Source organism: Nocardia sp. NPDC052112, assembly GCF_040680135.1.
In the GTDB taxonomy this organism is placed as follows: domain Bacteria; phylum Actinomycetota; class Actinomycetes; order Mycobacteriales; family Mycobacteriaceae; genus Nocardia.
Genome location: NZ_JBFAWD010000012.1, coordinates 40,213 through 58,097, shown reverse-complemented (window position 1 = coordinate 58,097; position 17,885 = coordinate 40,213). Strand labels below are relative to the sequence as shown.

Below are 17,885 nucleotides of genomic sequence, written 5' to 3'. Positions count from 1 at the left end.
ACGCCGCGTGCGCAGATGACCCATGAAGACGTTCCGCACCTTGGTTTCCAGCTCCTCGGCCGGGCGATCCAGGAACCGGCGCGCCGGATTCGCAATGGATCGGCAACCGAGCAGGCACCGGCCTGGCAATCGTTGTATGACTCGGGCAAGGTCCCGAGCCCGGACCTGCGAAGGTGATCGAAACTGGTATCGACGTCGGTTCGGGTCGACCAAACCGCCGCCGATACCGACTCCGCCTCGGCGAGATCGAAGCGAACTCGACATCGCCGCGCACTTCGTCGCGATCTCGTCACGCCCGCCATCACCTGGCGCCGAACGCCTGAGCGGCTAGCTCAGCGCATGGTCCAGATCGCTCAGCAGATCCTCGACATCCTCGAGTCCCACCGAAATGCGGACGACGCCATCGGACAGGCCGATGGTGGCGCGGCCTTCGGGCCCCATGGCGCGGTGGGTTGTGGTGGCCGGATGGGTAATGAGGGTCTTGGAGTCACCGAGGTTGTTGGAGATGTCGATGACGCGCAGGCGGTTGAGGACCTCGAAGGCGCGCTTCTTGGCCTCGCTCTCGAGCGCGTTCAGTTCGAAGGTGACCACGGTGCCGCCGCCGCTCATCTGGCTGGTCGCCAGGTCGTGCTGCGGATGCGACTCCAGGTACGGGTAGCGCACCCACGAGACGGATTTATTGCCCTCGAGGAAACGCGCGATGCGTAGTGCGGCTTCGGTCGAATGACGCACGCGCAGCGGCATAGTCTCCAAACCCTTGAGCAGTGTCCACGCATTGAACGGGCTCAGCGCCGGACCGGTATGGCGCATCAGGGTTTTCACCGGACCGTCGATGTAATCCCGGGCGCCGAGGATGGCACCACCGAGCACCCGACCCTGACCATCGATGTGCTTGGTGCCCGAATACACCAGCACATCGGCACCGAGTTCGAAACCACGCTGCAGCAGCGGCGTGGCAAAGACGTTGTCCAGCACCACTTTCGCCCCGGCGGCATGCGCGAGTTCGGTCACCCGACGCACATCGACCAGCGTCTGCATCGGATTGGCCGGCGTCTCGAAGAAGACGGCCTGGGTCGGCACCGAGAGCGCCTGCTCCCACTGATCCAGATCATCGCCGTCGACGAAGACCGTTTCCACACCCCAGCGCGGCAGAATCTCGTTGCACACCACGAAGCACGAGCCGAACAGACTGCGTGCGGCCACGAGTCGGTCGCCAGCACCCAAAAGCGCACCGAGCGCGGTGAATACGGCCGACATACCGCTCGCGGTCGCGAAACATGCTTCGGCGCCGTCGATCAGACGCAGCCGCTCCTCGAACATGGCCACCGTCGGGTTGCCGTAACGGGAGTACACGAAATGCTCGATATCGCCGGTGAACGCGGCCTCGGCCGCCTCGGCGCTCTCATAGACGAAACCGGAGGACAGATACAGCGCCTCGGCGGTTTCCTCGAATCCCGAGCGGCGCAGGCCACCTCGCACGCCGAGCGTCGCGGGACCGACGCCTTCGGGCAGCGGCTTGTCGAACGCACCGCCGGTGATCACGACTGCCGCCACGGCAGGCCGATGGCGCGCCAACCGGAGCCGCCACGATGTCCGAACTCGTCGATCGGGCCTTCGAAGCCCTCCAGCACATTGAACGACGGGGCGATGCCGACCCCGGTCGCGGCCACTGCCGCACCGATGGAACGCTGTCCGGAGCGACAGAGGAAGACGACGGGCGCCGCCGGGTCGCGGTCCGCCAGCGCCTGGGTCAGCTGCTCGACGAACTCGCCGTTGCGGGCGCCGCTGCTGTCGACCCATTCGATCAGCACCGTCGGTCGCTCGATCGAACTGGTATCCGGCACACCGACGAAACGCCATTCGGCCTCGGTGCGCACGTCGACCAAGACGGCTTCAGGGTTGTCCCGCAACAACTCCCACGCCTGTTGTGGGGTGATGTCACCGGCATATGTCATGCGATCCTCCTGTGAATCCACGCTTGCCGCACCTGGGTTTCGGTGCGCGGCCAGGTCGTCACCCGGAGCACCCCACCGCGGAGGAGGGTTGCCGACCAGCCAGCCGGGGCTTGGCGCTGGTACTCATGACCCGAAAATGAGATTGCCTGGGCAGGTGCCACCATGTCAAACCCCCCGTTCGTGCCGCGCACAGGCAATCAGCCGCAGACGATCCAGCGGTCTTCGGAGCGGGTCAGATTCCACGTTGCCGGTGTCTCCCGGCCGTCGACCGCGATGGTCACCGTCGCCTTGGCCTTATCGCCGTCGACCATCGCATTCTCAATCTTGGTGACCTTGATCGACTTTCCGGCCGCGGCCCCACCGAACTGACCCGCGAGCGGCGTCTTGCTCTCGTCGAATCCCGGACAGGCAACGGCGGGTGGCGGCGTGTTGTCGGTGGTGGCGCGGGCCTCCGCGTAGCGCTGCACCGCGGCCGCGATCTTGTCCGATTCTGTGACATTTTTCTCAGCGGGCGAGAGCACCGCACCGAGCACGATCGCGATGAGCACGACAGCGGCGAAGACGGCCGCCGCGATGAACGGCGCCATGGAGCGACGATCGGTCTGATCGACCTCGATTACGGGTTCTGCATCGGTGCCCTGCTGCTCTGTCATGGTTCGATCATCCCTGGTGGGCGGCGGTATCCGGCATTCGGCCCCGTGCCGACCCCATTACCCGCGCGGCGCGGATTCGATAGATGCCCGCGGAGTGGGTAGTCACGGTAGTGGGTCGGGCAGCAAACACCCGGTGTACGCACCGCCGCAGGGCGCACGGTATGCCACCGATAGAATCGCGAGACTGCGGCCTGCTGTCATAGCCGAGATGGCCGCCCGTCCGCATCGTGAGGTGCGACCAAGAGGGTGCGTCAAGTTAGCCTAAGCTAAGACTGACGCCATTAATTGTTTCGACCATAAGGGTGCGCGTAAGAGATGACCGAACACAGTGCAGCGACTCGCCCGCTTCGCATCGCGATCGTAGGCGCGGGACCGGCCGGTATCTACGCCGCCGACGCGTTGATGAAGTCCGATGCCGAGGTGAGCATCGACCTGTACGAGCGCATGCCCGCGCCGTTCGGGTTGATCCGCTACGGCGTGGCGCCGGACCATCCGCGTATCAAGGGCATCATCACCGCCCTGCACAAGGTGCTGGACAAGCCGCAGGTCCGCCTGCTCGGCAATATCGACTACGGCACCGACATCACTCTCGATGATCTGCGCACCTTCTATGACGCGGTGATCTTCTCCACCGGCGCCAACGCCGACCGCGCGCTGCCGATTCCGGGTATCGACCTGGACGGCAGCTACGGTGCGGCGGACTTCGTGTCCTGGTACGACGGTCACCCGGACGTGCCGCGTACCTGGCCGCTGGAGGCGGAGAAGGTCGCGGTCCTCGGTGTCGGCAACGTCGCCCTGGACGTAGCGCGGGTGCTGGCCAAGACCGGTGATGAGCTGCTGCCGACCGAGATCCCGCCGAACGTCTACCACGGTTTGCAGGCCAATAAGGCGGTCGAGGTGCACGTCTTCGGTCGCCGCGGCCCGGCCCAGGCCAAGTTCACCCCGCTCGAGCTGCGTGAACTCGACCATTCCCCGACCATCGAGGTGATCGTCGATCCCGAGGACATCGATTACGACGAGGGCTCGGAAGCCGCGCGCCGGCATTCCAAGCAGGTCGACATGATCGCCAACACGCTCGAGCAGTGGGCCATCCGCGATGTCGGCAACCGCCCGCACAAGCTGTTCCTGCACTTCTTCGAATCCCCCGCCGAGATCCTCGGTGAGGACGGCAGGGTCGTCGGCCTGCGCACTGAGCGCACCCAGCTCGACGGCACCGGCAATGTCAAGGGCACCGGCGTGTTCAAGGACTGGGAGGTCCAGGCCGTCTACCGCGCCGTGGGTTACCTATCGCAGAACCTCACCAACCTGCCGTTCGACGATCAGGCCGGTGTCATCCCGAACGAGGCCGGACGCGTCCTCGCCGACGAGGACGCCGACGGTGCGGACCGCTACCTGCCCGCCACCTACGTCACCGGTTGGATCAAGCGCGGTCCGGTCGGCCTCATCGGCCACACCAAGGGCGACGCCAACGAGACCGTGGCCTGCCTGCTCGACGACAGCGTGAAATTCACCCCGGCCGCCAAGCCGGAACTGGACGCGGTCACCGACTTCCTCGAGGGCAAGGGCATCCCGTTCACCACCTGGCAGGGCTGGTACCGCCTCGACGCCCACGAGCGCGCCCTCGGCGAGCCCGAGGGACGCGAGCGCGTCAAGGTCGTCGAGCGCGAGGACATGCTGCGCGCCAGCGAGCCACACAAGGTCTAGTGCGAGCGCCACTGGGGATGATCATCACCTCCTGTGGCACTCGACAATCCGACTCGGCCGCGGCAGCACAAAATCTGTCGGGTCTGTGGCAGCGGAAACTCCGGCACTGAGGCATTCTGTACAAGTGTTCGATGCCCATCTCCACATCTTCGACCCGCGGTTCCCGCTGGCCGAGAACGAGGGCTACCTGCCCGACCCGTTCACCATCGCCGATTATCGAAAGCGTATGTCGCGCTTCGATGTCGGCGGTGGGGCCGTGGTCAGCGGATCCTTCCAAGGCACCGACCAGACCTATCTGAAGGCGGCGCTGGCGGAGCTCGGCGAGGGCTGGGTCGGCGTCACCTCTTTGGACCCGGACGCCACCGATGACGAGATCATCGAACTCGACCGGATCGGCGTGCGGGGGCTGCGGTTCAACGTCAAACGCGCGGCCGCGGACATCACCGCGATGACCCTGCAGGCATTGCGTGCGCACGACCTCGTCGGCTGGCATGTCGAGGTGTACATCGACGGCAATATGCTCACCTCGATGCGGCCGGTGATCTCGAAGCTGCCGGTGTTCTCCATCGACCACCTCGGCATGTCCGAGGAGGGTCTGCCCTATCTGCTGGATCTGGTGGATCGTGGGGCGCGGGTGAAGGCGACGGGCTTCGGGCGGGTGCAGATGAAGGTGGCCCGTACACTGCGGCGGATCCACGCGGTCAATCCCGAGGCGCTGATGTTCGGTTCCGATCTGCCCGGCACCCGCGCGGGGCGGCCGTTCCGGGATTCCGACGTCGATCTGATCTGCGATGTGGTCGGCGCCGACATGTTCAAGGTGCTCGAGGACAACGCGCGAGCGTTCTATCGCCTGCCCGCCCGCGAACGAGCTGTTCCGACCGATCCGACCCCCACCCTGCCGATCCACCGCACCGAGCAGCCGACCCTGCCGCTGCGGCGCGATGAGCTCCCGAAACTCGAACCGGCCGATACGATTCCGTTCCCGACCATCGAGTGAGTGCGACCCGGCCCTGGGCCGGGACCGCCGCGTACGACACCGATCTGCCTTATTCGTCCAGCATCGGGGTGGTCGGACTCACCCTTCACCTCGTAGCCGCGCAGTGCGGTGGTTGGAAATGCCGACCCGCCGAAGTTCGCCTCAGGTCACGATGGCACCGATGACCCAGACGCCGGTCGCCAGGAGCGCACCGAAGAGCTCGATCAGCATGGACAGGCCGACACCCTTGAGTGCGTGAACTGTTGCCCGCCAAGCGGGTTGGTTGTCGCGCAGCCGGTGCAGCTCCGAAAGATACACGCCAAGAACGAATCCCACGAACAACCCGACCACCGGTATGATGAAGAACCCCACGATGCCGAAGATCGCGCCGATGAACAGCGCGCGATTGGAGACGCCCGCATCCTTCATCTTCCGCCCCGGCCAGGTGTATTTGATGATGCCCGACAGCACCAGGAAGGCCGTACTGATCGCGCATACGATCCACGCGGTCGCACCCCCGGTCAGGAACGCCCACACAGCAATGGCCCCGAAGATCAAGATGGCCCCCGGCAGAATCGGGACGATGATCCCGACCAGCCCGACCAGAATTACCAGGCCGACAACGACCTCACCCCAAGCTGACACCGCCGGTCCCTCCGCTTTCCGCGTCTTGTCACGCTGCCAGGATTCTGACCTATTCGCCGGGGGCGTGCACGGGCGAGGTTTCGGCGGCGGTTGTCGTCGGGCCGCAGGCGATGTCGTGGAAGGCATGGCGCAGCAGGGCGGTGATACGGGCGGGTGGGGCATCGCGCAGTCCGTCGAGCTGGAGTAGGTGTCGACCGATGACGGTGCCGATGGTGATCGCGCCGATCAGTCCCGCGCGCAGGTCCGCGTCGTCGTCGGCCAAGTGCTGGGCGGCTTGTCGTTGCCGGGACACCATGGCGAGTTGTACTTCGGCGGCGGCGTCGGGGTGGGTGAACATGGAACGGATCGCGGCGAGCGCGTCGGTGGGTTGCTGAGCGAGCTTGGTTTCGAGTGCCGCGAGCAGTTGGTCGGCCACCTGTCCGGGCGTGCCGGTCACCCGATCTTCCTGTTCGAATCCGGACGCCTGGGCGAACAGGTTGTCCTTCGACCCGAAATAGCGCATCACCAGGCCCGGATCGGCCTGCGCCTCGGCGGCGATCGCGCGAATGGTGGCACGGTCGTAGCCGACCTCCGCGAACAATCGCCGGGCCGCGTCCAGGATCCGGGATTGCGTGCTCTGCCGTTGCTCGGCGCGGCTGCGCGGGCGAGAATCCATGAGCTCAGTCTACGGGCGTTGACCGAACCGAATTCGCCATGCTAATTTTCGGTCTACAAGCGTTGACCGAAAGTGGGTAACTCGTCATGTGGCACACGATTCTGCTGTCGGCACTTGCCGGACTGTTCGGCGCGAATGCGGTCCCGCATTTCGTCAAAGGCATGGTCGGCGAACAGTTTCCGAATGTGTGGGGTAACGATCCGCTGCGCAATGCGGTGGCAGGCACGCTCGGTCTCGCACTCGCGGTCCTCATCGGCTACTGGGCCGACCTGCCGACGCATGTCTACGCGGGTATCGGCAGCGCCACGGTGGGCGCACTGCTGATGGCGGTATTCCATGGGCTGAGCGGGGCCTATCGGCTCAACTCCGCGTTGGGGCTCGCGAATCCGTCGCGCGCCGCGGGGTGATATAGCTTCAGCGTTATTGTCATACTGTCAATACAGCCTCGGGTTGCCCCGGGGAGCGCTGGAAAACGACGAACCGAGGTAAGGCGTGAGCACACCATCCACCGGAGCTGTATTTACCCACCCCGCCGGCTCCGCCGGCTGCCATCCCCCTCAGCAGGGCCCGCTCGCGGGCGTAAAGGTCATCGAACTGGCCGGAATCGGCCCCGGTCCACATGCGGCACTGCTGCTGGCCGACCTCGGCGCCGATGTGGTGCGGGTGCAGCGGCCCAATATGCTGCCCGGCTTCATGGAGCGGCCACAGTGGCGCGGACGCACCATCGTCGAGGCCAATCTGAAGGATCCGGCGGATATCGATAAGGTGCTCGCACTCGCCGAGAAGGCGGACGTGTTGATCGAGGGCTTCCGGCCCGGCGTCACCGAGCGCATGGGGCTCGGCCCGGATGCGGTGCTCGCGCGCAACCCACGGTTGGTCTACGGCCGCATGACCGGCTGGGGTCAGGACGGCCCGCTGGCCGATCGCGCCGGACACGACATCAACTACATCTCGCTGACCGGTGTGCTACACGCCATCGGCCGCAAGGGTGAGCGTCCGGTGCCGCCGCTGAATATGGTCGGCGACTTCGGTGGCGGCTCGATGTTCCTGGTGTTCGGCATTCTCGCGGCACTGGTCGAGCGGCAGAGTTCCGGTAAGGGTCAGGTCATCGATGCGGCGATGATCGATGGGGCGCTTGCCCTTTCGCACATGATCTGGGGTATGCGCGGCATGGGCCTGTGGTCGGATGAGCGCGGCACCAATCTGCTCGATACCGGTATGTCGTTCTACGACACGTACGAAACCTCGGACGGCAAGTACATGGCGGTCGGGGCGATCGAACCGCAGTTCTACGCGGAACTGTTGCGGGGCTTGGAGATCGATCCCGAGGGCCTGCCCGCGCAGATCGATCCGAATGGCCAGGATCAGCTGAAGAAGCTGTTCTCGGAGAGGTTCAAGACCAAGACCCGAGACGAATGGGCCGCGATCTTCGAGGGCACCGATGCGTGCACGACGCCGGTACTGACTTTCACCGAAGCAGAACAGAATCCGCACATTGTCGCCCGCACCGGGTTGATCGAGATCGACGGTGTCGTCCAGCATGCACCGGCGCCACGCTTCTCGCGCACTCCCCCCGGTACGCCCACCCCGCCCCCGAACGAGGCGACACCGATCGAATCCGTTTGGGCGGATCGATAATTCACGTCTGATGCCACCACACAGGCCTCGGGTTCCACCCGAGGCCTGTGACGATTCGGGACGTTGCGAGTGGCTCCGGAGCCGTCGGTCTGCAGTCCGACAGCCACTCGAACGACCCCGGCCCGAAACCTACCGCTAGTGGCGGGTCCAATCCGGTTGCGCGAAATGGGCAATGCGGGCTTCGGCAGCATCGCGGCCCAGCAGGACAACCTCGCGGAACTGCCAGAGCATCGCACCGGTCGGCGCGTGGATGGTCATATCCTCGGCGAGGCGCATCTGCAGTAGACCAGGGCCGTCGGAACCGGCCGATGGCACATCGACATGCAGATCCTGTTGCCGCACGGCATCTTTCGGGTGCACCCAGTGCGGGACATCGTCGGCGGCCAGCCGGGCGAGAGACACCCGATGGACCGAGTGGACCTCGTCCGGGCTGGGCCGCAGCTCGGACGCGTCGGTCAGGGCCGCCACGATCGGGGTGATGGCGAAACCCGAGGCGGCGGGAAAGTCGTCGAGCCTGCCGAGCAGATCGGCCGGGCTCGCGGTCAGTCCGAGTTCCTCGTGCAACTCGCGCATCGCCGCGTGCTCAACCGTTTCCCCCGCGTCGAGCCGCCCACCGGGCAGCGCCCATTGCCCGGCATTGCGACCGCGATACGCGCGTCGGATGACCAGCACCGACAACGGGCCGCCCGACTGATCGACAACGCAGAGCAGGACCGCGGCACGACGAAGGCCAGGCGCGTCCGTGACCTCGGTGTGCGGAAACCGGTCGAGCCGGGTGCTCGCCAAGGTGCGGAAGTCGTCGACGCTGGTGGGGACACCAGGTCCCGTGCTGGGGCCCATCCTTCGATCCTGCACCACCGCCGGCTCTGCCGTGACGTCGGTTTCCACACAACGGCAAGCTCCCGGCTCCCACTGACGAACTGGGCCCACGCTCACACCGCACGGAACTGCGGCGTGCCACATCTGCCGCGCCACGGGTCAACGATTCGGGCCGGCCGGCGAACGCACCGACCGGCTTGCCTGGACCTCAGTAGCAGGTGAGCGGTTGGAGGGGGTCGGCGGCGCGGGGCGTGAGGGCTTCGTAGGCGGCCGCGATGGATTTCACCGCCAGGCGGAGTTCGGGTTCGGGGTGGGTGAAGGGCAGGCGGATGAAGCGTTCGAAGGCACCCTGAACACCGAATCTCGGTCCGGCGGCGAGCAATACACCGTGGTTGGGGGCGGTGGCGGCCAGCGCCGTCGAGACCGGGGCCGGTAGTTGCGCCCAGACCGACATGCCACCGTCACCGACGATGGTGCGCCAGTCCGGGAGCTCTTCGCCGAGCGTGGTGAGCAGGGCCGCCCGCTGGGCGCGGAGTTGGTCGCGACGGCGGGTGAGGATGGTGTCGGCATTCTCCAGCAGGTGGATGGTGGCCAGTTGGTCCATGACGGGCGTGCCGAGGTCGACCGTGGAGCGGATACCGAGCAGCTTGGTGATCAGCGACTGGTTGGTGCGTATCCAGCCGACGCGCAGACCACCCCAGAAGGATTTCGAGGCCGAGCCGATGCTGATGATCTCGCTGCCCTTGGCGAAGGCCGCGACCGGCGGAGGTGCCGTCCGGTCGGTCAGACTCAGGTCAACCATCGACTCGTCGATCACCACGGTCATCCGGGTCTCGCGGGCGATGGCGGCCAGTTCGGCACGGCCGTCGGCATCGAGCAGCAGGCCGGTCGGGTTATTGAAGTCCGGCACCAGATAGGCCAGGGTGGCGGCGGTTTGTCTTGCGGCACTGCGGATTCCGTCGAGATCCCAGCCGGACTCCGGTGTTTCGGGACGCAGCGGCACCGGCACCGGGCGGGCGCCGACATCGCGGATCGCCTCGATGGCGTTCGGGTAGGTCGGGTGATCGATGAGCACCCTGGCCGCGGGTGCGGTGAGCACATTCAGCAGCAGGCGCAGGCCGTGCTGGGCGCCGAGGGTGACCAGGATCTGGTCCGGTTCGGTGGGCAAGCCGCGCTCGGTGTAGCGGCGGGCCAGTGCCTCGCGCAGCCCGAGCACACCGACCGGATCCATACCGTGTGTGCCGAGATAGGCCGGAAGCCCTTGCAGTGCAATGGAGTACGCCTCCTGCATTTCGAGGGGCGCGGCCATGGCGGCATAGGTCATATCGACGGTCGGCAGTTCCGGTTGCGCCATCATCGCCAGAATGCTGCGGGCCGGTTTGGTGCCGTCGTGCTGCACGTCGCGCGGGAGGGCGACGGTGCTGCGCGAGCCCTGGCGGCTGATCAGATAGCCGTGTTCACGGAGCAGGCTGTAGGTGGAGGTGATGGTTGTGCGGCTGACGCGCAGGGTCGCGGCCAGGTCGCGCTCACTGGGCAGCGCGACGCCGAGCGGTGCGCGGCCGTCGTGGATGAGCAGACGGATGCCTTCGGCGAGAGCCAGATAGGCCGGGCGCGTCGACCGGCGCTCCCCCGGTTCACCGTTCTCGTCCGCACTGCGCCAACTGCCCAGATCGCGGGCAAGGCTGGCGGCACCGATAACTCTCGTCGACATAGAGTCCAGTATTAGCCAAGTGGATATTCAATGACAAGGCCAGTGGGCGCACGCTGACTAATATGACCGCCCTCGCCACCCTGCTCGTGATCGCCGCCTTCGCCTATCTCATCCACCGGTTCGCACCGCGGAGCCCGAGCGAGGCCTTCCGCCTCGAACGGCTCCACGCGCCGGGACCGCTGACCGACCGGTCGCCGTCGTACTACGAAAACCAGCGCCAATACGCGGATCTCGCCGCGATCTACGGCCGCGGCGACGTGCCGGATCCAGATGCCCCCGCCCTCGCGCATTCCCCCGGGACCGCGCAGCGGCGGATCTCGAACCCGAGTTGCGGAGGGGTCGAACCGACCGTCAGCGGAGTCCAGGCCAGTTTCTGAGAACTGGACTGGCCTGCTCGAAGATGTCGGACCCGACGTGCACACTGACCACATGAGTGCTTCCGCTCGCCCGGTCACCGGGTCGGCGCTGTTCGACACCACGATCGGCACCTGCGCGATCGCCTGGACCGACGACTCCGTCTTCCGATTCGGACTGCCGGAGGTGAGCCCCACCGCGACGCGGACTCGGATCATGCGTCCGAGCAGCCGAATTCCGGACGCCGAGGCAGTTCCGGAGGCGAAGCCCACCGGCCCCATCGCCGATGCCATCGCCCGCATCCAGGCCCACCTCGCCGGCGAGCTCGACGATCTGCGCTGGATTCCCGTGACCACCAACGGAATTCCGGAATTCCACCGCGCCGTCTACGCCGTCACCCGGGCCATCGATCCGGGCCACACCCTGAGCTACGGCCAGGTCGCCGACCGCATCGGCGCCCCCGGCGCGGCCCAAGCCGTCGGACAGGCCCTCGGCCGCAACCCGATCCCCCTGATCATCCCCTGCCACCGCGTCCTGGCCGCCGACCACACCCTCACCGGCTTCTCCGCCCCCGGCGGTATAACCACCAAACAGCGTCTCCTGGAAATCGAACGCACCCCCGGCTTCGGCGAACCCACCCTGTTCTGACACAGCTCGACTGCCGTATATCTCCGCTGATATCATTGATATACGGATAGATATCAAGGAGGTTTGGCCATGGCTCGGACCGTGATAGATCTCGATGACCAACTGCTCGCCGACGTATCGAAGACACTGGGGACCAGCACGAAGAAAGACACAGTGCACGCGGCGCTGCGCGAGGTGCTGGAGAACCAGCGCCGAGTTCTTGCGCTGATCCGTCTGCAAGATGCCGCCGCCGATGGCGCCTTCGATCTGGACCTGCTCGAGGACAAGCGGAAATACCGTCGGTGAGCGCGGCCCAATTCCTCATCGACACCAGTGCTCTGGTACCGATCATGAAGCAGGACCCAGGCGCCTTTGCCTGGCAGCGCGCGGCCGCTGCCGGGCTGATCGCCGTCTGCCCGATTGTCGAGTTGGAGTTCTTCTACTCTGTGCGGTCAGCCGCCGACCGGGACCAGACCATCGAGGACATGCGACTGGTGTTCGGTTGGGAACCCATCGACGATCGGGCCTTCGACCGCGCCTGGGAGGTCCAAGGGGAGCTCACCGAGCGGGCGCAACATCGCAGCGCGGGGCCCGTCGATCTCGTTCTTGCTGCCACAGCGGAGCTACGCGGATTGACTCTGCTGCATAGAGATCACGATTTCGAATGCATCGCAGCGGTCACCGGGCAGCCGCATCAGTGGCTCGGCCCCCGGGAGCGGGTGGATCGGGCATAGTCGGGGCATGAGCGAGCGAACAGAAAACACAGCCGAGCATCGCTCGTGCCGGAGCCGAGCGTTAGCGAGGCGTAGGCATGAGCGATGACCGACCGGCGCTGGCGGTTGCATTGGATCTGGAACCGCATCCGGAGGGTGGGTGGTATCGGCAAACCTGGCGTGGCGCGGTGGAATTCACGCCGGAGCGATACTCGGGACCGCGGGCCAGCGCTACCGCGATCTACTTCCTGTTGATGCCTGGTGAGCAGTCGGCACCGCATACGGTGCGCTCGGATGAGTTGTGGCTGTGGCATCGGGGTGGCCCGTTGGTGCTCGACATCGGGGGCGAGGAGATTGTCCTCGGGCCCGATGTCGAGCACGGGCAAGTATTGCAGGCGGTGGTGCCAGGCGGGGTCAGTCAGGCCGCGCGGCCAGCTGGCGCCGAATATGTCCTGGTGAGTTGCATTGTTTCGCCAGGATTCGACTTCGCCGACTTCACCCTCGACTGATCAGTCGATTTCCAGTAGACCCTCGTCGACGGCCCATTTGATCGTCTTCTCCAGTTGCGCACAGGTTTCCGGGCGTCCCGGCCCGTAACCCTGCGCGCTGAGCCGGGCGAAAACCGGGCAGCGCGCGGCCGGATTCTCGGTCCACTGCACCGAAGTCTGGTGCGATGAACTCTTGCGCACCAGCACCTCGCTCTGGCATGACTGACACCGCAGCGGCGTCAGCCCCTCCTCCAGATAGCGCTGCTTATCGACGACGGTCTGGGCCTGCACCGCGGCCCGCCGCGCCGGTTGGTCGGCGAAGTCGGGTGCTTTCGCCCAGGTCGGCGCCATCAGACTCCTGCTTCCGCTTCCGTTTCCCGCCTGCGCCGCAGATTCTCGGCGACCTCGGCCTCCCACGCCTCATTCGCCTTGGTGGTATCCACCTCGAATTCGAAGCGCTGGGTCATCTTGTCGGTGACGTCGGCCAGATCGACGTAGAACTGGTCGTACCACCGGCGCAGCTGGTAGACCGGGCCGTCCTCCTCGCAGAGCAGCGGATTGTCGACCTTGGACTTGTGCTTCCAGATCTCGACATCCTGCAGGAATCCGACGCTGATGCCCTCGGTCATCTTGGCGGCCAGCTTGTCGGCCATATCACCGTCGACGCCCTTCGGCTTCTCCAGCGAGACGCCCCACTGCAGCACGAACGAATCCTGCGTCACCGGGTAGTGGCAGTTGATCAGGACGCTCTTGACCTCGTATCCGCTGTAGATATTGACCAGAGGATTGATCATGTAGGAGGGCCCGAAGTACGACGCCTCCGACTTCAACAGGGTGTCGCCGCCGTACTTCGAGGCCATGCCGATATCGGGACGACCCTTGGTCTCCAGGAATTGGGTGGCGATATGCCCCTCGAAGACGTTCTTGAAGTACGTCGGGAAGGCGAAGTGGATATAGAAGAAGTGGGCCATATCCACCACGTTGTCGATGATCTCGCGGCAGTTCGCGCCCTCGATCAGCAAGGAGTTCCAGGTCCATTCGGTCCACCCGCTGTCGAGTTGCTCGCTCGGGTTGCCGTCCGCGTCGGTGTACGGGCCGACGATATGCGGAATGGTCACCTCCGGCGGCGGCTGGCTGCCCTCGACATCGTGCCAGACGAACAGCTGTCCATTGCGCTCGAGCGTGGTCCACTTGCGGGTCCGCGCCAGCGGCGGCACGCGCCGCGCATAGGGAATCGAGGTGCATTTGCCACTGGTGCCCGACCAGCGCCAGTCGTGGAACGGGCAGGCGATATCGCCGTCCTTGACCTCGCCCATGCTCAGGTCGCCACCCATATGCCTGCAGTAGGCGTCCAACACCCGGAGTTCGTCATTGCTGTCGACCCAGACGACGAGCTTGGTTCCGAACACCTCGACCGCGTGCGGCTTGCCATCGCGGAACGTCTTCGCCAGACCGAGGCAATGCCATCCCCGCGCGTATCGGGTGGGCGCGGAGCCCACATCGAGCTCGCGAACCTTCGCACCGCTGCGCAGTGCGGGATTTGCCGCCTCCCGGGTCCCTCCGGGGTTACGCACGCTGCCACCTCCGGGCCCGTCGCTCGGCGGCGGTGGGGTAACTGCCATCGCGATTCCTCCTCCTTCTGTACTAGAACACGTTACAAAAATGTCGCGTTCCACGCCAGCGATTCACTCGACCACCTGCGAATCGGTGACGAATGCCCCTTATGGTCACCCGTTCTCGACAGAAATAAGAACCTGTTCTAGTCTCAGAGGCAAATGAGTACCGGTTACCAATCCGACCAGGCAGGAGCGGGTCCCGCGATGACGCAAGAAGTGACCGAACGGGTCGAAGCACTGTTGCCGATGCTGCGCGAGCGTGCGCAGGAGGCCGAGGACCTGCGGCGCATCCCCGACGAATCGATGAAGGCACTGCAGGAGACCGGCTTCTTCCGTCTGCTGCAGCCCAAGCAATGGGGTGGCCATGCGGCCCATCCGGTCGTCTTCTACGACACGGTTCGCAAGCTCGCCAGCGCCTGCGGATCCACCGGCTGGGTGGCGGGCATCGTCGGCGTGCACAACTGGCACCTCGCGTTGTTCGCGCAGCAGGCGCAGGAGGATGTCTGGGGCGAGGACAACGAGGTGCGCATTTCCTCGTCGTACGCTCCGATGGGCGCGGGCACGGTCGTCGACGGCGGCTACCTCGTCAAGGGCGCGTGGGCCTGGTCCTCGGGCTCGGATCACGCCACCTGGGCGGTGCTCGGCGGTCCGGTGATCAAGGACGGCAAGCCGGTCGACTTCGGCAGCTTCCTGATCCCGCGCACCGACTATCGCATCGATGACGTGTGGAATGTGGTCGGCCTGCGCGGCACCGGCTCCAATACCGTTGTGGTGGAGGATGTTTTCGTGCCGAAGCATCGGTTCCTCAGCTTCCGCGCGATGAGCGAGCTGAAATCCCCCGGCCTGGAACAGAACACCGATCCGGTGTACAAGATGCCTTGGGGCACAATCCATCCCACGACCATCTCGACACCGATCGTCGGCATGGCTTACGGCGCGTACGCCGCCCATGTCGAACACCAGGGCAAGCGGGTGCGTGCGGCCTACGCCGGTGAGCAGGCCAAGGACGATCCGTTCACCAAGGTGCGCGTCGCCGAGGCTTCCAGCGATATCGATGCCGCGTGGCGTCAACTGTCGGGCAATGTCGCCGACGAATACGCACTGCTGGTGGCGGGCAAGGAGATTCCGTTCGACCTGCGAGTGCGGGCACGCCGCGACCAGGTACGCGCGACCGGCCGGGCGATCGCCTCGATCGACAAACTCTTCGAGGCCTCCGGTGCCACCGCGCTCGCGAACGGCACTCCGCTGCAACGCTTCTGGCGCGACGCGCACGCCGGTCGGGTGCACGCGGCCAACGATCCCGAGCGCGCCTATGTGATGTACGGCACGCACGAATTCGGGCTTCCGGTTACCGACGGCATGGTCTAGTCGTGACGGCGACGACCGAACTCACCTACGCATCGACCTCGCGATACGCGCAGGTGCGGCCCGATCTGCGCCTGCACTATCACGAGGCCGGAGTCGGCAACGGCCCGACGATCGTGCTGCTGCACGGCGGCGGCCCCGGCGCCTCCTCGTGGTCGAACTTCGCCCGCAATATCCCGGTGCTGGCCCGCGAGTTCCACGTGCTCGCCGTGGATCAGCCGGGATTCGGACTCTCGGATAAGCCGACCGAGCACCCGCAGTACTTCGTGCACAGCGCCTCGGCGCTGAAGGATCTGCTCGACGCGCTGGAGATCACCGGACGCGTACACCTGCTGGGCAATTCGCTCGGCGGCGGTACCGCGGTGCGCTTCGCGCTGGACTATCCGGATCGAGCGGGCAAGCTGGTACTGATGGGTCCGGGCGGGTTGAGCATCAATCTGTTCGCACCGGATCCGACCGAGGGTGTGAAGAACCTCGCGAAGTTCAACTACGAGCCGACCAGGGAAAACCTGGCGGCATTCCTGCGGATCATGGTCTTCGATCAGTCGTTGATCACCGATGAGCTGATCGATGAGCGCTTCGCCTCGGCGAGTACGCCCGAGGCGTTGGCCGCGACCAGGGCGATGGGAAAGTCCTTCGCCGGAGCGGATTTCGAGCAGGGCATGATCTGGCGGGATGCCTACAAGCTGCGCCAGCCCGTGCTGCTCATCTGGGGCCGGGAGGATCGGGTGAATCCACTCGATGGCGCGCTGGTCGCGACGAAGATGATTCCACGGGTGCAGCTGCACGTCTTCGGCGGTTGCGGGCACTGGGCCCAGCTGGAAAAGTTCGACGAATTCAACCGGCTGGCAACGGACTTCCTTGCCGGTGTGAAGGAGAAGTGATGGGCATTCGATCACTGGCGTATCTGCGCATCGAGGCCACCGACATGGCGGCCTGGCGTGAATACGGGCTCAAGGTGCTCGGCATGGTCGAGGGCAAGGGCAGCCATCCCGAGGCGTTGTATCTGCGCATGGACGACTTCCCGGCACGCCTGGTCATCGTGCCCGGCGAACGGGATCGGCTGCAGGTCTCCGGCTGGGAGACCGCCAATGCCGCTGAGCTGCAGGATATTCGGGACCGGCTGGACGCGGCCGGGGTGCCGTTCAAGGAAGGCACCGCGCAGGAGAAGGCCGATCGCCGAGTCTACGAGCTGATCTCGTTCGAGGATCCGTCGGGCAACACCCTGGAGGCCTTCCACGGTGCGGCACTGGAACATCGGCGGGTGGTCAGCCCCTATGGGCACCGATTCGTCACGGGCGAACAGGGGCTCGGCCACGTGGTGCTCAGCACCTCCGACGATGCGGCCGCGCTCACCTTCTACCGCGATGTGCTCGGCTTCCGGCTGCGCGATTCGATGCGGCTGCCACCGCAGATGGTCGGGCGGCCCGCCGACGGTGAACCGGCCTGGCTGCGCTTTTTCGGCTGCAATCCGCGCCACCATTCGCTGGCCTTCCTGCCCATGCCGACGCCGAGCGGCATCGTGCACCTGATGGTCGAGGTGGAGGGCTCCGATGATGTCGGGCTCTGCCTGGATCGCGCACTGCGCAAGAAGGTGAAGATGTCGGCGACACTGGGTCGGCACGTCAACGACAAGATGCTTTCCTTCTATATGAAGACACCGGGCGGCTTCGACGTCGAATTCGGTTGTGAGGGTCTAGAAGTCGACGACGCCGACTGGATCGCGCGGGAATCCACCGCGGTCAGCCTGTGGGGGCACGACTTCACGGTCGGACAGCGGCAGCCGTGAGCGAGCGTCAGCGAGTGAACCGTGGGCACAGCCGAGCATCGCTCGGTCATGATGGAGCCGAGCGTCAGCGAGGTGGAGTCATGAGCGAGCGTCAGCGAGTGAACCGTGGGCACAGCCGAGCATCGCTCGGTCATGATGGAGCCGAGCGTCAGCGAGGTGGAGTCATGAGCGAGCGTC

At 65.7% G+C, this 17,885-nt stretch carries 21 protein-coding genes and 1 riboswitch; of the genes, 12 read left to right on the top strand and 9 right to left on the bottom strand.

Annotated features, from left to right (window positions below):
• Window positions 1-327: 327 nt before the first annotated feature.
• The 3 genes from AB0L58_RS23560 to AB0L58_RS23550 all read right to left on the bottom strand — a co-directional run bounded on the left by AB0L58_RS23560 (window position 328) and on the right by AB0L58_RS23550 (window position 2,608).
• A complete protein-coding gene (locus AB0L58_RS23560; RefSeq protein ID WP_364389902.1) occupies window positions 328-1,542 on the bottom strand; it encodes an O-succinylhomoserine sulfhydrylase in 1,215 nt (404 codons plus the stop codon).
• Window positions 1,539-1,955 (bottom strand): rhodanese-like domain-containing protein, encoded by a 417-nt coding sequence (locus tag AB0L58_RS23555; RefSeq protein ID WP_364389705.1) that lies wholly within the window; start codon window positions 1,953-1,955, stop codon window positions 1,539-1,541. Before AB0L58_RS23555 ends, AB0L58_RS23560 begins: the two co-directional genes overlap by 4 nt.
• A 14-nt stretch (window positions 1,956-1,969) precedes the next feature.
• A riboswitch (SAM riboswitch) is annotated at window positions 1,970-2,086 on the bottom strand.
• A gap of 66 nt (window positions 2,087-2,152) precedes the next feature.
• The gene (locus tag AB0L58_RS23550; protein ID WP_364389703.1) at window positions 2,153-2,608 is read right to left on the bottom strand and encodes a hypothetical protein; all 456 of its coding nucleotides are present in this window, start codon (window positions 2,606-2,608) and stop codon (window positions 2,153-2,155) included.
• Window positions 2,609-2,923: 315 nt separating this feature from the next.
• Between AB0L58_RS23550 and AB0L58_RS23545 the strand changes: the two genes are divergently transcribed.
• Window positions 2,924-4,312: an FAD-dependent oxidoreductase gene (locus tag AB0L58_RS23545; protein WP_364389702.1), complete on the top strand. Its 1,389-nt coding sequence runs from the start codon at window positions 2,924-2,926 to the stop codon at window positions 4,310-4,312.
• Window positions 4,313-4,436: 124 nt separating this feature from the next.
• On the top strand, window positions 4,437-5,309 hold the full coding sequence (locus AB0L58_RS23540) for an amidohydrolase family protein (RefSeq protein ID WP_364389701.1): 873 nt from the start codon (window positions 4,437-4,439) through the stop codon (window positions 5,307-5,309).
• A 141-nt stretch (window positions 5,310-5,450) separates the two neighbouring features.
• Here the strand turns inward: AB0L58_RS23540 and AB0L58_RS23535 are convergent, their stop codons facing one another.
• Window positions 5,451-5,933 carry a DUF456 domain-containing protein gene (locus AB0L58_RS23535; RefSeq protein WP_364389700.1) on the bottom strand — a complete coding sequence of 161 codons (483 nt, stop codon included), beginning with the start codon at window positions 5,931-5,933 and terminating at the stop codon, window positions 5,451-5,453.
• Window positions 5,934-5,982: 49 nt separating this feature from the next.
• Window positions 5,983-6,588 carry a TetR family transcriptional regulator gene (locus AB0L58_RS23530; RefSeq protein ID WP_364389699.1) on the bottom strand — a complete coding sequence of 202 codons (606 nt, stop codon included), beginning with the start codon at window positions 6,586-6,588 and terminating at the stop codon, window positions 5,983-5,985.
• An 86-nt stretch (window positions 6,589-6,674) separates the two neighbouring features.
• On the opposite strand from AB0L58_RS23530, the gene AB0L58_RS23525 reads away from it, so the two are divergent.
• Together AB0L58_RS23525 and AB0L58_RS23520 are read left to right on the top strand one after the other, a co-directional pair.
• A complete protein-coding gene (locus AB0L58_RS23525) occupies window positions 6,675-6,995 on the top strand; it encodes a hypothetical protein (protein WP_364389697.1) in 321 nt (106 codons plus the stop codon).
• Window positions 6,996-7,080: 85 nt separating this feature from the next.
• Window positions 7,081-8,226: a CaiB/BaiF CoA-transferase family protein gene (locus tag AB0L58_RS23520; protein WP_364389695.1), complete on the top strand. Its 1,146-nt coding sequence runs from the start codon at window positions 7,081-7,083 to the stop codon at window positions 8,224-8,226.
• 135 nt (window positions 8,227-8,361) lie between these two features.
• Here AB0L58_RS23520 and AB0L58_RS23515 read toward each other — a convergent pair whose 3' ends face one another.
• Window positions 8,362-9,066 (bottom strand): CoA pyrophosphatase, encoded by a 705-nt coding sequence (locus tag AB0L58_RS23515; protein ID WP_364389694.1) that lies wholly within the window; start codon window positions 9,064-9,066, stop codon window positions 8,362-8,364.
• A gap of 187 nt (window positions 9,067-9,253) precedes the next feature.
• Complete coding sequence (locus tag AB0L58_RS23510; RefSeq protein ID WP_364389692.1) at window positions 9,254-10,756, bottom strand: PLP-dependent aminotransferase family protein; 1,503 nt, start codon at window positions 10,754-10,756, stop codon at window positions 9,254-9,256.
• Between the two features lie 62 nt (window positions 10,757-10,818).
• Between AB0L58_RS23510 and AB0L58_RS23505 the strand changes: the two genes are divergently transcribed.
• From AB0L58_RS23505 to AB0L58_RS23485, 5 genes are all read left to right on the top strand, one after another.
• A complete protein-coding gene (locus AB0L58_RS23505) occupies window positions 10,819-11,133 on the top strand; it encodes a hypothetical protein (RefSeq protein WP_364389691.1) in 315 nt (104 codons plus the stop codon).
• 52 nt (window positions 11,134-11,185) lie between these two features.
• The gene (locus AB0L58_RS23500) at window positions 11,186-11,758 is read left to right on the top strand and encodes a methylated-DNA--[protein]-cysteine S-methyltransferase (protein ID WP_364389689.1); all 573 of its coding nucleotides are present in this window, start codon (window positions 11,186-11,188) and stop codon (window positions 11,756-11,758) included.
• A gap of 69 nt (window positions 11,759-11,827) precedes the next feature.
• Window positions 11,828-12,043: a type II toxin-antitoxin system VapB family antitoxin gene (locus tag AB0L58_RS23495; protein ID WP_364389687.1), complete on the top strand. Its 216-nt coding sequence runs from the start codon at window positions 11,828-11,830 to the stop codon at window positions 12,041-12,043.
• Window positions 12,040-12,471: a PIN domain nuclease gene (locus AB0L58_RS23490; protein ID WP_364389686.1), complete on the top strand. Its 432-nt coding sequence runs from the start codon at window positions 12,040-12,042 to the stop codon at window positions 12,469-12,471. Before AB0L58_RS23495 ends, AB0L58_RS23490 begins: the two co-directional genes overlap by 4 nt.
• A gap of 77 nt (window positions 12,472-12,548) precedes the next feature.
• The gene (locus AB0L58_RS23485) at window positions 12,549-12,959 is read left to right on the top strand and encodes a cupin domain-containing protein (RefSeq protein ID WP_364389684.1); all 411 of its coding nucleotides are present in this window, start codon (window positions 12,549-12,551) and stop codon (window positions 12,957-12,959) included.
• On the opposite strand, the gene AB0L58_RS23480 is transcribed toward AB0L58_RS23485, so the two are convergent.
• The gene (locus AB0L58_RS23480; protein WP_364389683.1) at window positions 12,960-13,289 is read right to left on the bottom strand and encodes a hypothetical protein; all 330 of its coding nucleotides are present in this window, start codon (window positions 13,287-13,289) and stop codon (window positions 12,960-12,962) included.
• Complete coding sequence (locus AB0L58_RS23475) at window positions 13,289-14,512, bottom strand: Rieske 2Fe-2S domain-containing protein (protein WP_364389681.1); 1,224 nt, start codon at window positions 14,510-14,512, stop codon at window positions 13,289-13,291. Before AB0L58_RS23475 ends, AB0L58_RS23480 begins: the two co-directional genes overlap by 1 nt.
• A 246-nt stretch (window positions 14,513-14,758) precedes the next feature.
• Here AB0L58_RS23475 and hsaA point away from each other — a divergent pair, with 246 nt between their 5' ends.
• Genes hsaA through hsaC form a run of 3 tightly spaced genes read left to right on the top strand, consistent with a single transcriptional unit; the run spans window position 14,759 to window position 17,708 of the window.
• A complete protein-coding gene (hsaA, locus tag AB0L58_RS23470) occupies window positions 14,759-15,922 on the top strand; it encodes a 3-hydroxy-9,10-secoandrosta-1,3,5(10)-triene-9,17-dione monooxygenase oxygenase subunit (protein ID WP_364389679.1) in 1,164 nt (387 codons plus the stop codon).
• 2 nt (window positions 15,923-15,924) lie between these two features.
• Window positions 15,925-16,803 carry a 4,5:9,10-diseco-3-hydroxy-5,9,17-trioxoandrosta-1(10),2-diene-4-oate hydrolase gene (gene hsaD / locus AB0L58_RS23465; protein WP_364389678.1) on the top strand — a complete coding sequence of 293 codons (879 nt, stop codon included), beginning with the start codon at window positions 15,925-15,927 and terminating at the stop codon, window positions 16,801-16,803.
• Complete coding sequence (hsaC, locus tag AB0L58_RS23460; protein ID WP_364389677.1) at window positions 16,803-17,708, top strand: iron-dependent extradiol dioxygenase HsaC; 906 nt, start codon at window positions 16,803-16,805, stop codon at window positions 17,706-17,708. The genes hsaD and hsaC overlap by 1 nt, the downstream gene beginning before the upstream one ends.
• Window positions 17,709-17,885 lie beyond the last annotated feature (177 nt).

What these genes read in the sequence shown, in the direction of transcription:
- AB0L58_RS23510 (WP_364389692.1), bottom strand. Translation starts at nt 10,756, where the DNA reads ATGTCGACGAGAGTTATCGGTGCCGCCAGCCTTGCCCGCGATCTGGGC.
- AB0L58_RS23485 (WP_364389684.1), top strand. Translation starts at nt 12,549, where the DNA reads ATGAGCGATGACCGACCGGCGCTGGCGGTTGCATTGGATCTGGAACCG.
- AB0L58_RS23545 (WP_364389702.1), top strand. Translation starts at nt 2,924, where the DNA reads ATGACCGAACACAGTGCAGCGACTCGCCCGCTTCGCATCGCGATCGTA.
- AB0L58_RS23555 (WP_364389705.1), bottom strand. Translation starts at nt 1,955, where the DNA reads ATGACATATGCCGGTGACATCACCCCACAACAGGCGTGGGAGTTGTTG.
- AB0L58_RS23505 (WP_364389691.1), top strand. Translation starts at nt 10,819, where the DNA reads ATGACCGCCCTCGCCACCCTGCTCGTGATCGCCGCCTTCGCCTATCTC.
- AB0L58_RS23480 (WP_364389683.1), bottom strand. Translation starts at nt 13,289, where the DNA reads ATGGCGCCGACCTGGGCGAAAGCACCCGACTTCGCCGACCAACCGGCG.
- hsaC (WP_364389677.1), top strand. Translation starts at nt 16,803, where the DNA reads ATGGGCATTCGATCACTGGCGTATCTGCGCATCGAGGCCACCGACATG.
- hsaA (WP_364389679.1), top strand. Translation starts at nt 14,759, where the DNA reads ATGACGCAAGAAGTGACCGAACGGGTCGAAGCACTGTTGCCGATGCTG.
- AB0L58_RS23515 (WP_364389694.1), bottom strand. Translation starts at nt 9,066, where the DNA reads ATGGGCCCCAGCACGGGACCTGGTGTCCCCACCAGCGTCGACGACTTC.
- AB0L58_RS23530 (WP_364389699.1), bottom strand. Translation starts at nt 6,588, where the DNA reads ATGGATTCTCGCCCGCGCAGCCGCGCCGAGCAACGGCAGAGCACGCAA.
- AB0L58_RS23500 (WP_364389689.1), top strand. Translation starts at nt 11,186, where the DNA reads ATGAGTGCTTCCGCTCGCCCGGTCACCGGGTCGGCGCTGTTCGACACC.
- AB0L58_RS23550 (WP_364389703.1), bottom strand. Translation starts at nt 2,608, where the DNA reads ATGACAGAGCAGCAGGGCACCGATGCAGAACCCGTAATCGAGGTCGAT.
- AB0L58_RS23495 (WP_364389687.1), top strand. Translation starts at nt 11,828, where the DNA reads ATGGCTCGGACCGTGATAGATCTCGATGACCAACTGCTCGCCGACGTA.
- AB0L58_RS23525 (WP_364389697.1), top strand. Translation starts at nt 6,675, where the DNA reads ATGTGGCACACGATTCTGCTGTCGGCACTTGCCGGACTGTTCGGCGCG.